The following is an 11,965-nucleotide window of genomic DNA, read 5'->3' on the forward strand; positions in this document are numbered from 1 at the left end:
GGCCGAGTTCCGCCGCACCGCCGCGAGGATGCCGACCGGAAAGGCGATCAGCGTCGACAGCGCCAGCGCAAAGATGGCGAGCGGCATCGAGATCCAGATACGGTCGCCGATCAGCTGCGCCACCGGCACCTTATAGGTGTAGCTGATGCCGAAATCACCGTGCAGCAGCCCGAATATCCAGGTGAAATAGCGCTCGAGCAGCGGCCCATCGAGCCCCAGCGACGTCCGCAAAGCCGCAGCCGCTTCCGGCGTCGCGTTGAGCCCGAGCATGAACTGCGCCGGATCACCCGGCACCACCTCGAGCACGAGAAAGATCACGATGCTGGCCGCAATCAGGCTCAGCACCAGCGATACGACGCGGCCAAGAATGAACGAGGGCATCAGCGAGTGCCCATGTTGCTGTGAGGGTACCCACTACACCATCCCCGCCCACAGCTGTCATCCCAAGGCGCATGGCATCCAACCAGCCGCGCCTCACCCACGATGTCATCCCAGCTAAAGCTGGGACCCAACTCACCACCGGCACGAGCGGAGAAATGGATCCCAGCCTTCGCTGGGATGACATCGCGTATTTGGTGAATGAAGCTGGTCAAATGCACATCGGAGTTGGGAGGCGGACCCGTGGTCCGCCTCCCATTGAACTTATTCGTCCCAGTACACAGCCGTGAGATCGGTCGCCTGGGTCGGCGCGTTCTCCCACATGCCATGCAGCTTGGCGTTCTCGACACCGACCTTGGCGAGTTCGAACAGGAAAGCCACCACATAGTCGTCGGCCAGTTTCCTCTCCGCCGCCTTGAGCAGTTCCGAGCGCTTGGCCGGATCCGAGGTCACACTCAGATCGGCGATGATCCTGTCGAAGTCGGCGTTCTTGTAATTGAAGTAGTAATCCGGCCTAGCAAAAATCCCGATATCGTTGGGCTCTGTGTGCGAGACGATCGTCAGGTCGTAGTTCTTGTCGGTGAACACTTCGCTGAGCCACTGCGCCCATTCGAGGTTCGTCGTCTCGGTCTTGATCCCCACCGCCGCCAGCTGGCTCGCGATGATCTCGCCGCCGCGACGGGCATAACCCTCGACCGGCGGGAGCTTGAGGCTCAGCGTCAGGTCGGTGACACCGGCCTCGGCCAGCAGCGCCTTCGACTTCTCGGGGTCGTAGTTCGACTGCGCCGTCAGGTCGACATAGTCGGGGTTTGCCGGCGACATGAACGTACCGATCGGCGTGCCGTAGCCGAACATCGCGCCATCGATGACCGCCTTGCGGTCGATGGCGTGGGCGATGGCCTCGCGCACCTTGATGTTGTCCAGCGGCGGCTTGGCGTTGTTCATCGACAGGATGGTCTCGCCCTCGGTCGAACCGATCACCACGCGGAAGCGCGGGTCGTTCTCGAACTGCGCCACGGTCTCGGGCGCCGGGAAGTTCGGGAAGCTGTCGACGTCGCCGGCCTGCAGCGCCGCAAACGCCGCAGTCGGGTCGGCGATGAACTTGAACGTCGCGCCCTCGAGCTTGGCCGGAGTGCCCCAATAGCTCTGGTTCTTCTCGAGCGTGATGCTGTCGCCCTCGATGCGGTCCTTGAAGCTGAACGGGCCGGTGCCGATCGGGTTGGTCTTGTTGTTGTCGGCGCTTTCCGGCGCCACGATCACCGCATCGCCCCAGGCGAGGTTGTAGATCAGGTTGCCGTCCGGCTGCTTCAGCGTCAGCTTCACCGTCGCCGGGTCAACTACATCCACCGACGCGATCGAGGCATAGAGCGCCTTCTGGGCGTTCAGCGAACCTTCCGCATTGATGCGGTCGAGCGAGAACTTCACGTCGTCGGCGTTGAAATCGGTGCCGTCATGGAACTTGGCGCCTTCGACCAGGTGGAACGTGTAGGTCAGCCCGTCAGGCGAGATGTCCCAGGATTTGGCCAGCCCTGGCACGATGGAGCCGTCCGCGGCGAACTTGGTCAGGCCCTCGAACACGTTGGAATAGACCACTTCGTCGACCGCAGCGGCTGCCTCTGCCGTCGGGTCGAGGCTCGGCGGCTCCAGCACGAGGCCGACCTTCACGTCGGTCCGCGCCTGTGCGAAAGCCGGTGTCATCGCCGAGGTCATTGCCAACGCGCCGGCAAGAGCCAGCACGACCAGTGTCTTGCGCATGATTGTCCCTTCTGTTGCGAGCCGCTTACGCCCGCGGCCTTGAGGCGATCCTAGGATGCTTCCGCGTTCAGGTGAACCGGCTGCGTGGCGTGAAATGCGCGCGGCGAATAGCTGTTGGGAAACAAACTTCTGCCGAGACCCGCCATTGGACACACCTGCGTTCACCGGGTCATTCCCGCGAAAGCGGGAACCTCCGTTTTTGAGCGTGCCGATAAGTACGCAAACCGAGTTTCCCGCTTTCGCGGGAATGACCCCCGAGTTTGTGGACGGTCATTGCATGGGCCCCAGCAAATCCAGCAGCGTCAATGCCATGACCTTCGCCGTATCCAGCATGTCGTCGACCCCCACCCACTCGTCCGGCTGGTGCGCCAGGTCGAGTATCCCCGGCCCATATGCGATGCAGTTCTTCAGCCGCCCGATGCGGTCGATGTGCTTCTGGTCGTAAGTCCCGGGCGACACGACATATTCCGGCGACACGCCCATCACCTCGCCGATCGCCTTGGCCACCGAGCGCACCACCGGCGCCTCCTTGTCGGTCATGGTCGGCGAGATCGTCCAGAGGTCGCGGATCTCATAGCTGAAGCCCTGCCGCTCGGCTTTGAGCTTCTCGAGCAGGTCCACCACCTCCTGCCGCACCGCCGCCGGGCTCTCTTCGATCAGGTAGCGCCGGTCAATGACGATGCGCGCCGAGTGCGCCACCACGGGAGCGGGAAAGCCGGTGAAGCCGCCCTCCGGCTCCGCCTGTCCGCCATGGATGGAATTGATGTTCATCGTCGATTGCCGCGCTCCGGGCGGCACCACCGGCATCGCCGTGTGCTTGAGGCTCAGTGCCGGATAGAGCACGTCCTCGAACTGCCGCAGCACTTCGGCCATGTGCCGGATGGCGCTGTCGCCGAGGAACGGCATCGAGCCATGGGCGATCCGCCCGAACGTCTCGATCTCCGCCCACCAGACGCCGCGATGGCCGAGGCAGATGCGGTCCTTGTTCAGCGGCTCGGGGATGAGGACGTGCTGCACGCGCTCGGGCGAGAAATAGCCCTTCTCCGCCAGATAGGCGACGCCGCCGAAGCCGCCCGTTTCCTCGTCCGCTGTGCCTGAGATTTCGATGGCGCCGCGATAGTCCGGACAGGCTTCCGCGAACACCTCTGCCGCGATGATCGACGCCGCCAGCCCGCCCTTCATGTCGCAGGTACCGCGGCCGTAGATTCGCCCGTCCTTCAGCTCGCCGCCGAACGGATCGACGGTCCAGCCGCTGCCGGTTTCCACCACGTCATGGTGCGAGTTGAAATGCACAGTCTCGCCCGGCTGCGCACCCTCGCGGCGCGCCACGACGTTCCAGCGCGGGTACCTGTCGCTATCGCCGGGTTTCCCCTCCGCGCGCACAAGTTCAACGGCATAGCCGCTTTTGCTCAACCGCCGCGCGAGGTAGTCGCAGATCTCGCGATAGTTGTTCCCGGGCGGATTGACCGTGGGGATGCGGCTCAGGTCCTGTGTCAGCGCGATGAGGTCGTCGCGCCGGGCGTCGATCCCGCCAAGGATGCGCGGCTTCACGTCAGCCGTCGGGGAAAGCGTGGTCGTCATGGCGCGGCAGACTGTTGCCCGCCGCGCCGGCTGTCAATGTGGCAACCTGCCGGATCAGTTCGGCTCGTCGCCGATGGCGAGGATATTGCCCTCGGAATCCTTGAACCAGGCGCCGTGATACTGCCCCATCGTGGCCATGCCGTTCTCGGTCTTGAGGCCCGGCATGTCGTAGTCCTCGAACTTCACGCCGCGGTCGCGCAGCGCCTTCATGTCGTTCGACATGTTGTCCGAAGTGAAGAACATCAGCGTGTTCTTGGCCGTACCCGCGTACTGAGTCTCGTACATCTGGAATGCCGTCCCGCCCGCGAGCCGGTAGATGGTCCCGGTAGGATGCTCTTCGGCCGGCTCGAGGCCGAGCTTGTCCCTGTACCAGGCCTTGGCCCGGCTCATGTCGGCCGCAGGGATCGTGGGGTAGGCGCGATGATCGGATAGAAGCATAGTCTCCTCCGTTGCATGAGCCCCGACGGGAGTTTACCCCTCCTCGGCACCGCTGAAAATCCCGACCGAGGCCCCATGCCCTTCGCCGCCCGCACCGCCGGTTCCGCCGACATCCTCTACGTCATGGCCGTCGCCAACGAATACGGCCCGCACCTCAAGGCGCGCATCGATCCGGTGATGACCGGGGTTGGTCCCGTCGAGGCGGCAATCGTCGTGACCCACGCGCTGGCGAAGCTGGCCGCGAGCAACCGCTTGCCCGCCCTCGTCGTGTCGCTCGGCTCGGCCGGCTCCGCAACGCTCGAGCAGGCCGGCGTGTACCAGGCGATTTCCGTGAGCTACCGCGACATGGACGCGACACCGCTCGGTTTCGAGCCCGGCCTCACGCCCTTCCTCGGCCTGCCGGCAACACTGCCGCTCGGCCCGTTCGTCCCGGGCATCGAGAAGGCGACGCTCTCCACCGGCGCCAATATCGTCTCCGGCGCCGCCTATGCGGGCATCGGCTCCGATATGGTGGACATGGAGACGTATGCAGTCCTGCGCGCCTGTCAGCGCTTCGAGGTACCGCTCGTGGCGCTGCGCGGCATCTCGGACGGCGACCGCGAACTCGGCCATCTGGTTGACTGGACGCAGTACCTGCACATCATCGACGAAAAGCTCGCCCACGCCGTCGACCTGCTGGCAGCCGCCATCGCCAACGGCACGCTGGAATAGCCTCCTGGTCCCGTCTCCCCAGGGAAAAACCTCAGGGCGAGGGGTCTTTCTTCTTCCGGCTGCGCTGCCAGTTGGTCCACTTGCGCTGCACCCAGAAGCTCAGCCGATTGAGCGGCCCCTGCAGGAACGGCAGGTCCAGCGCCAGGAGGAACAGGCCGAGCGGCAGCATCCACAATCCGAGAAACGGCAGGATGCTGAACACGCCCCCAAGGACCAGCACGATGCCGAGCGGGATGCGGACGATCCGCGACGACGGCCTGCGGATCCAGCTCAGGAACCCCGTCGCCGCCGGCACGGCCTTGCCGATCTTGTCGAACTGGCGGTTGAGTCGCGCGCCTTCCTTGTCCGTCATCGGTGTCCCCTTTGTCGATTCCGATCCGCACGTAGGGGTTTTCGGGACCGTCATCAAACCGGCGCCAGTCGCATTTCCCACCGCCTTGCCCCTTGAAATCGAGGGACAAAGTACCGCCATCCCCCGCCAACGGCATATTTTTCGACACGCGGCGCGAACCGCGCTAGAATTGCGTGACGACGCAGAGGCGGTTTCCGCCCGGCGTTTCGACGCCCCGCGGCGACCATCCCTGCCTCCGCTCACATGGAGGACGGAATGACTGGTTTTCACGTGCTTACGAATGCCGGCGAGCAGCTCGACATTCCGGAGATCAGAACCATCGGGGCCGCCGACCTGGTCGACGCGCTGAAACTCGGCTGGCGCGATTTCTGGGAGAAGCCCTCGCACCTCGCCTTTCTCGGGCTGATCTACCCGCTGTGCGGCGCCGTACTCGCCGTCTGGACCTCCGGCAACAATTCCTGGCCCCTGCTGTTCCCGCTGATCTCCGGCTTCGCGCTGGTCGGGCCGTTCCTCGCCCTACCGATCTACGAGATGAGCCGGCGCCAGGAACTCGGGCTCGACACGCATTGGCGCTCCGCCTTCGATGTCTTCCGCACCCCCGCCTTCGCCTCGATCGCCGCGCTCGGTGTGCTGATGCTCATCACCTTCACCCTGTGGCTGATGGTGGCGCAGTTCATCTACGAGGCCCATTTCGGGCCCGGCTCGCCCCCCACCTTCACCGCCTTCCTCTCCGAGGTCTTCAATACGCCGCAGGGCCAGTCGCTGATGATCTGGGGCAACCTCATCGGTTTCGTCTTCGCCGCGGCGGTGCTCTCCAGCATGGTCATCTCGATCCCGCTACTGCTGGATCGGGATGTCGGATCGGCAGTGGCAGTGCTGACTTCGGTCCGCGTGACTCTGCGCAATCCTGTCACGATCGCGCTCTGGGGCATCATCGTCGCGGCGCTGCTGGTGATCGGCTCAATACCATTGCTCGTGGGGCTAGCCATCGTCGTGCCGGTGCTTGGACACGCCACCTGGCACCTCTATCGCAAGGCTGTGGTTCCACCCGCCGGTCGTTAACGTCTCGTTAACAGATTGGGGGCAAGTTTATCGAGCTTAAGTAGAGGGCAGGATGACCCCACCGGCCGGTGGCCCTGCCCTCGCCCAGTTCCGGAACCCCGAAACCCGCTAGCGCGTTAGCTCCGCACACCTTTGAGGAGCAATGAGGCTATGGCCAATTCGCGCGGATTCGAACTCACCCACTTCACCGACGACGCGCAGGACCGCTTCGGCAGGCAGTTCGCCACTCTGGCGCGCGACGCCAGCCACCTGTCGGATGCACTGAGCCGCTACACCCGCGACGCCCGCCACGATGTTGGCCACCTTGCCCATGATTTCGCCGACGAGGCCCTGCACCAGGGTGCCATTGCCGCTCGGATGCTCGGCAAGCAGGCCTGGCGGGCAGGAAATGCTGTCCGGAAGGATCCGGTGCCCGCAGTGGTCGCGCTCGCCGGGCTCGCCTGCCTCATCAGCCTGGTGATGTCCTCTGGCGCGCAGCGCCGCACGTCCTCGGACGCGCAGCGGCACTGACTTCCTCAACGCAGTCTTAACTTCCGGGCGTGCATTCTAAGGAGCACGGGCAGTATCGGCCCGGCTCCTTACTTGTGTTTGCGTTCTGGAGTCATCGTTGGCAGGGTCATTCAAGCTGCTCCTCGCGGCGCCGTTGCTGTTGAGCCTCGTCGCCGGTTGCGCCACCTTCTCGCCGTTCGGCCTCTCCTCGCGCGATTGCCTGGCGCGCGCGATGTATTTCGAGTCCAACCGTTCCAGCGAAGACGGCATGCTGGCGGTCGGCACGGTGGTGATGAACCGCGTCGCCGACAAGCGCTACCCGCATTCGGTCTGCGGCGTGGTCGGCCAGAAGAACCAGTTCGCCCCCGGCGTGCTCTCCAAGCCGCTGAAGGAAAAGCGTTCCGCCGCCCTTGCCTACAGCGTCGCCGACCGGGTGCTCCGCGGCGCCCGCCATCCGACGCTGTCGCGCGACGTCAAGCACTTCCACACTGCCGGCTACCGGTTCTCGTACAACAACATGTTCTACGTGCTCGAAGCGGGCGGGAACAATTTCTACGAGAAGCGCAAGGCCGGCACGTTCAGCAACGATCCATTCTCGGCGCTGGCCTACTGGTAGGGCTAGAGGCTTACGCCGAACCAGTTCGTCAGCACGAAGATGCTGCCAAAGATGATGGCCCAGAACACGCCCCAGACGATCACCACCGAGGCGATCGCCACGCCGAGCCCGATAAGGATCCACACCCCGTCGCGCGCCAGCAGCCCCAGCGCCATTATGCAGAGCGCCACCGAAGGCAGCATGTTGCCGAGCGGGATGGGCAGGAACAGCACGATCGCCATCACCACGCTCACCAGCCCGATGAAATAGACAGGGGGGCGCTTCGCAAGGAACGTGATCCGCGGCCGCATGACGTTCTCCGCTCGCGCCAGCCACGGCGCCACGGTGGTCACGACGCGGTGAAAGTCCACGCGGCTCAGCGAGCGCTCGGTGATAATCCGGGGCAGCCAGGGCTTCATCCCCAGCATCAGTTGCACGGTGAGGAAGAGCAGCGGCGCCCCAAGCACCGCCGAGACGCCGGGCGGCATCGGCAGCGCTGTCGGAACCGCGAAGATGAAGATAAGCGCACCGAGCGCCCTGCGCTTCAGTGCCTCGAGCAGGTCGCCAACCGAAATCCGTTCCTTGCCTTCGACTGTGGCAATTGCCATCAGAATGGCCGAGAGCCGTTCGGCGCCCTCGGCCGGGTGCACCTGGGTCGGGTCAATTTCGGGATCACGTTCAGCCATCGGCCGCGATCATGCCCTGCGATTCCGCATTCGCGCAACCCTTTGGAGATGCGTCAGAAATCCCCGCCGGTGTCGAAGCCGCCGCCATCTTCCCCGCCACCGCCCCAGTCGCCACCGTCGTTGCCCGGATCGTTGCCTTGGTCCTGCCCCTGGCCCTGGCCCTGGCCCTGGTCCTGACCTTGGTCATTGCCCTGATCCTGCTGATCGTTGGTGTCGTTAGCCTGTTGGTCGTTGGCCTCCGACGCGTGCGCCCCACCGGCGCCCAGCAGCGAGCCGATCGCGCTGCCGAGCAGCACGCCGCCGGCCACGCCGACCGCCGTCTGCGCAGCGCCGGCGAGGAAGCCTCCACCGCCGCGCTGATATCCAGCATTGTAGCCGCCATCCTGTGGCCGATCCCACGGCCCGCCGCGGCTCGGTTGCACCGGCTGGCGATCGTCCGGACGGTTCTGCCGGCCCCGCCCGTCATCGAACAGGCCGCCGAACAGCCCGCCGCGACCGCGAGTCTCCGCCTGCTGCTCGAGTTCCTGAATCCGCTGCTCGGCCGCTTCCAGCGCCTGCTGCTGCACCACGATGGTCTGCGCCATGTAGTACGGCGCGGCGGGATGGCTGGCGATCTCGCGATCGATCAGCTCCTGCGCCTCCTGGTCCCGATCGGGGTTCCGGCGCTCAGCCTCAGAGAGCCGGTCGAACAGCCCTTCGATGGCGCGACGATCTTCAGGGTTCAGCATCTTCAGTCTCCAATGTTGAACAGTCGGCAATGACATGGGGACCAACGCCGGACCTCACAATGGGTTCATCGGCCGAAATTGGACATGCGGCCGGCGCGGATCACGACAGCCGGAATGGCCATTGACTTGCCCACCGGCTCGGCGAAGCTCTGGGCAACAGCCAGCGAGGCCAAGATGGCGAGCGAAGACGACCTGCCTGAAGACTCCAAACTGACCAAGACCAAATCGCGGTGGGCCGAGCTCGGCAAGTTCCTTACCGGCCGGCAGACGAGGCCCGAGGACGCGCGCCTGCCGCCCGGCCAGCATCTGGTGAAGAACTGGCCTGTCCTCGACCTCGGACAGACACCGAACGTGCCCAAGGAGGTGTGGCGGCTCGATATCACCGGCGAAGTCGAGCACCCGCAGACCTGGAGCTTCGACGACCTCATCAAGCAGCCGCAGGCCGAAAAGCTAAACGACATCCATTGCGTCACCAGCTGGTCGCGCTACGACAACCACTGGAAGGGCGTCACCACGCACCAGTTGATGGAAGCGGTCGGGGTGAAACCCGAAGCCCGGTTCGTGCTCTTCACCTCGAACGATGGCTACACTACCAACATGGCGATCGAGGATTTCGCGTCTGAGGACGCACTTATTGCGCATACCTGGGAGAGCGAGCCCCTCACGCGCGACCACGGCGGCCCGGTGCGCCTCGTGGTGCCGCATCTCTATTTCTGGAAGAGCCCCAAATGGCTGCGCAAGATCGACTTCGCGCGAGATGACCACCGCGGCTTCTGGGAGGTGCGCGGCTACCACAACCACGCCGATCCCTGGAAGGAAGAGCGCTACAGCTGAAGCGTGCTGCCCGGGGGGGCAGTTCAGGTCACGGAGAGCAGCCCCCGCGCCCCCTCTCCCCTGAGGGGAGAGGGTCGGGGTGAGGGGTTCAGCGGTGCAGCGAGCGCCCGTTTCGCCGCCTCCCCCATCCGGCCTTCGGCCACCTTCTCCCTTGAGGGGGAGAAGGGACAGACCGCTTCCGTCAGGCGCCGGTGAAGTCCCGCTTGCCGAGGGGCACGCCGTTGTGGCGCAGGATCGCGTAGGCGGCGGTGATGTGGAAGAATATTTGTGGCACGGCGCTCAGCGTGATGTGCTCGACGGCCGGCACCTGCGTATCCTCGCCGCGCACCTTCAGCGTCACGCTCTTGTCCTCCGTGCCCGCCAGGTCGGCCTCGGAGAACGTCGCCACATAGTCGAGCGCCTTTTTCACGCGCCCACGCAGGTCCCCGAGCGTCACCTCGTTGTCTTCCCAGCTCGGCGGCGTACGGCCGGTGAGCCGCGCGAGCGCGAACTTCACGCGGTCGGTGCTCGATTGCACCTGGAACGTCAGCGGATGCATGTCGGGCGCCAGCCGTGCCGCAGCCAGCACTTCCGGCTTGATCTTGCGTTCGGCAGCGTTGGCCGCGGCCGTCGCAAGAAAGGCGTCGAGGTTGTTGAGGTAGCGCGTGAACACCGGAACGGTGATCGCGTACATGGAAAGCGACATCGATAGTCCTCGGAGGTTGGTCGAAAGGCAGGAAGGCTACCAGCTGTTGTCGACGCTACGCTCGCGTGGCGACGGCTGGATGATGGTCGGCCAGTAATAGTCCTCTGGCAGGACCACCTGAAAATAGTAGGTGGTGAGGGATTTGCCGTCGACGGCGATCTCGATCGAATGCGGCCCGGTCGGATCGCCTGCGGCAACGCACCAGCTATGGCTGAACCAGCCTTCGGCGTCTAGTTCCGGCATGAAGGTCCGCACCGCCACGGTGCCATCGGCCGAGATATCGATCCCGTCATCGGGATCGGTGGCCAGCGTCCCCCAGTCGGCGAGCGCTATCGGCAATTTCAGCGTCTCGGTCACATTGGCCGGCGCGGGGCCTTCGGCAAGCCGCACGTACCAGTTGTAGCAGGCGTTCCCGGGCAGCAACGGGACCACGGTGTCGTTCAGCACCTGGTCGTCGCCGGCATAGTGGTAGGTGACCTGGAATACGGAATCGACCAACTCCCCAGCCCAGGCGGGAGCGGCGACCGACACCAGCACTACCGCGAGAACCGGCAACCTAACTCGCATTTGCCCTCCCCGATATCGGGCTGGACATTAGCCCGCCGCGCCACTCACCGAAAGGGGATTTGACTGGGCAGGCCGCCACTGGAAGAGTGCCAAATGCGTGCCATACGGTATCTTGCCGGCCCGGTTGCAGGCCTTCTGGTCATCCTGACCCTGCTGCCCCCCTTACGCCCAGGACTTGAGCACGAAGGTGATCGTTCCCGACGCGCCGGACGGTGCGCTGTTCACCGGCTGCTACCAGGTGCAGCAGCGCCCCTATGGTCCGTACCGCATGAACCTCTGCCTCGAGCAGCGCGGCACCTATACGGTGCGCGGGGGCAATGTGCGCTGTAACGGCACCCTCAACTGGTCAGGCCGTGGCCGCGACATCAATATCAACCTGCGCCGGACGTCGTGCGGAAATGGCGCCGCGTGGAGGGCCGACCGTATGACCTGCCGTGGCGCCGGTCTGCTGCCGGCCTTCCTTGCGCGCGTCATCGTGCCGGACCTGCCGGTGTTGCAGACGCTGCGCTGCACCTACACGCCGTCCGTCGCGAGCGAGAAGCCGACCCAGATCACCGCGCGCCGCACGAACTGACGTCACCGGGCTGTCACCGGCACAAAATAAGAGGGCCACGAAACCATTTCTGGTTCCGTGGCCCTGAGAAGCGCCGGCCGCACTGTTGAGGGCTTGGGGGCAGCGGCGGGCAACCTCTCGGGGTTCACCGGTGCATGGGTCGTTTGCAGTATTCCAGTGAACTCCCCATAAAGATGGGTGCCCTTTGCGGCATGAAAAGTGTCTTCACCGGAAGGTGATGATGTTAAATTACCGGTAAGGTGGGGCGATTGCCGAAGCAGGTGGAAGACCCTAAGGATGGGCTGCAAAGCGGTGTCCGTCACCGCCTTGCCAATGAGAACAACATGGACACCATCACTCCGGCGCCGCTGCCGCAAAAGGCCTTCACCGACCCTCATGCAGCCTGGGCCTATGTCGCAGAAATCTACCACCGCAACACCGGCTTCATCCGCGAGCACCTGCTCGGCCTGACCCGCGGCCGCGTGCCCAAGGGCCGGGTCCGCGCCTTCTATCCCCAGGTCCAGGTCACCTCGCGCAGTTACGGCAAGACC

General features: G+C 64.8%; 15 protein-coding genes and 1 pseudogene. 7 read left to right on the plus strand and 9 right to left on the minus strand.

Annotated features, from left to right (window positions below; all coding sequences use genetic code 11):
- The 4 genes from JWQ89_RS17980 to JWQ89_RS17995 form a co-directional block, all read right to left on the minus strand.
- Positions 1 to 381, minus strand: a 381-nt coding sequence (locus JWQ89_RS17980; protein WP_299643195.1) for an ABC transporter permease, incomplete at its 3' end; no start/stop codon positions are given.
- A gap of 261 nt (positions 382 to 642) precedes the next feature.
- Positions 643 to 2,133 carry an ABC transporter substrate-binding protein gene (locus JWQ89_RS17985; protein ID WP_299643196.1) on the minus strand — a complete coding sequence of 497 codons (1,491 nt, stop codon included), beginning with the start codon at positions 2,131 to 2,133 and terminating at the stop codon, positions 643 to 645.
- Positions 2,134 to 2,403: 270 nt separating this feature from the next.
- On the minus strand, positions 2,404 to 3,714 hold the full coding sequence (locus JWQ89_RS17990) for an acetylornithine deacetylase/succinyl-diaminopimelate desuccinylase family protein (protein WP_299643198.1): 1,311 nt from the start codon (positions 3,712 to 3,714) through the stop codon (positions 2,404 to 2,406).
- 54 nt (positions 3,715 to 3,768) lie between these two features.
- Positions 3,769 to 4,152, minus strand: coding sequence for a VOC family protein (locus JWQ89_RS17995; protein ID WP_299643200.1), 384 nt, complete (start codon positions 4,150 to 4,152; stop codon positions 3,769 to 3,771).
- A 75-nt stretch (positions 4,153 to 4,227) separates the two neighbouring features.
- On the opposite strand from JWQ89_RS17995, the gene JWQ89_RS18000 reads away from it, so the two are divergent.
- Positions 4,228 to 4,863 (plus strand): 5'-methylthioadenosine/S-adenosylhomocysteine nucleosidase, encoded by a 636-nt coding sequence (locus JWQ89_RS18000; RefSeq protein ID WP_299643201.1) that lies wholly within the window; start codon positions 4,228 to 4,230, stop codon positions 4,861 to 4,863.
- A gap of 31 nt (positions 4,864 to 4,894) precedes the next feature.
- On the opposite strand, the gene JWQ89_RS18005 is transcribed toward JWQ89_RS18000, so the two are convergent.
- The gene (locus JWQ89_RS18005) at positions 4,895 to 5,215 is read right to left on the minus strand and encodes a hypothetical protein (protein WP_299643203.1); all 321 of its coding nucleotides are present in this window, start codon (positions 5,213 to 5,215) and stop codon (positions 4,895 to 4,897) included.
- Between the two features lie 255 nt (positions 5,216 to 5,470).
- Between JWQ89_RS18005 and JWQ89_RS18010 the strand changes: the two genes are divergently transcribed.
- The 3 genes from JWQ89_RS18010 to JWQ89_RS18020 all read left to right on the plus strand — a co-directional run bounded on the left by JWQ89_RS18010 (position 5,471) and on the right by JWQ89_RS18020 (position 7,382).
- Positions 5,471 to 6,277, plus strand: coding sequence for a DUF2189 domain-containing protein (locus JWQ89_RS18010; RefSeq protein WP_299643205.1), 807 nt, complete (start codon positions 5,471 to 5,473; stop codon positions 6,275 to 6,277).
- Positions 6,278 to 6,427: 150 nt separating this feature from the next.
- A complete protein-coding gene (locus JWQ89_RS18015) occupies positions 6,428 to 6,787 on the plus strand; it encodes a hypothetical protein (protein WP_299643207.1) in 360 nt (119 codons plus the stop codon).
- A gap of 97 nt (positions 6,788 to 6,884) precedes the next feature.
- Positions 6,885 to 7,382, plus strand: a complete 498-nt coding sequence (locus tag JWQ89_RS18020; RefSeq protein WP_299643209.1) for a cell wall hydrolase — start codon at positions 6,885 to 6,887, stop codon at positions 7,380 to 7,382.
- Between the two features lie 2 nt (positions 7,383 to 7,384).
- On the opposite strand, the gene JWQ89_RS18025 is transcribed toward JWQ89_RS18020, so the two are convergent.
- Together JWQ89_RS18025 and JWQ89_RS18030 are read right to left on the minus strand one after the other, a co-directional pair.
- Positions 7,385 to 8,047, minus strand: a complete 663-nt coding sequence (locus JWQ89_RS18025; RefSeq protein ID WP_299643211.1) for an exopolysaccharide biosynthesis protein — start codon at positions 8,045 to 8,047, stop codon at positions 7,385 to 7,387.
- Between the two features lie 53 nt (positions 8,048 to 8,100).
- On the minus strand, positions 8,101 to 8,775 hold the full coding sequence (locus JWQ89_RS18030; RefSeq protein ID WP_299643213.1) for a DUF2076 domain-containing protein: 675 nt from the start codon (positions 8,773 to 8,775) through the stop codon (positions 8,101 to 8,103).
- 174 nt (positions 8,776 to 8,949) lie between these two features.
- Here JWQ89_RS18030 and JWQ89_RS18035 point away from each other — a divergent pair, with 174 nt between their 5' ends.
- Entirely contained in the window at positions 8,950 to 9,609 is a 660-nt protein-coding gene (locus tag JWQ89_RS18035) for a sulfite oxidase-like oxidoreductase (protein ID WP_299643218.1), read from the plus strand.
- A 181-nt stretch (positions 9,610 to 9,790) separates the two neighbouring features.
- Here the strand turns inward: JWQ89_RS18035 and JWQ89_RS18040 are convergent, their stop codons facing one another.
- Together JWQ89_RS18040 and JWQ89_RS18045 are read right to left on the minus strand one after the other, a co-directional pair.
- Complete coding sequence (locus tag JWQ89_RS18040; RefSeq protein ID WP_299643215.1) at positions 9,791 to 10,294, minus strand: DUF1993 family protein; 504 nt, start codon at positions 10,292 to 10,294, stop codon at positions 9,791 to 9,793.
- 36 nt (positions 10,295 to 10,330) lie between these two features.
- Positions 10,331 to 10,861: a hypothetical protein gene (locus JWQ89_RS18045; RefSeq protein ID WP_299643216.1), complete on the minus strand. Its 531-nt coding sequence runs from the start codon at positions 10,859 to 10,861 to the stop codon at positions 10,331 to 10,333.
- A gap of 175 nt (positions 10,862 to 11,036) precedes the next feature.
- Here JWQ89_RS18045 and JWQ89_RS18050 point away from each other — a divergent pair, with 175 nt between their 5' ends.
- Entirely contained in the window at positions 11,037 to 11,435 is a 399-nt protein-coding gene (locus JWQ89_RS18050; RefSeq protein ID WP_299643217.1) for a hypothetical protein, read from the plus strand.
- Between the two features lie 323 nt (positions 11,436 to 11,758).
- Positions 11,759 to 11,965 (plus strand): annotated as a pseudogene (locus JWQ89_RS18055) (AMP nucleosidase); the annotation flags it as partial.

The organism is Devosia sp. (assembly GCF_028290645.1).
GTDB lineage: Bacteria > Pseudomonadota > Alphaproteobacteria > Rhizobiales > Devosiaceae > Devosia_A.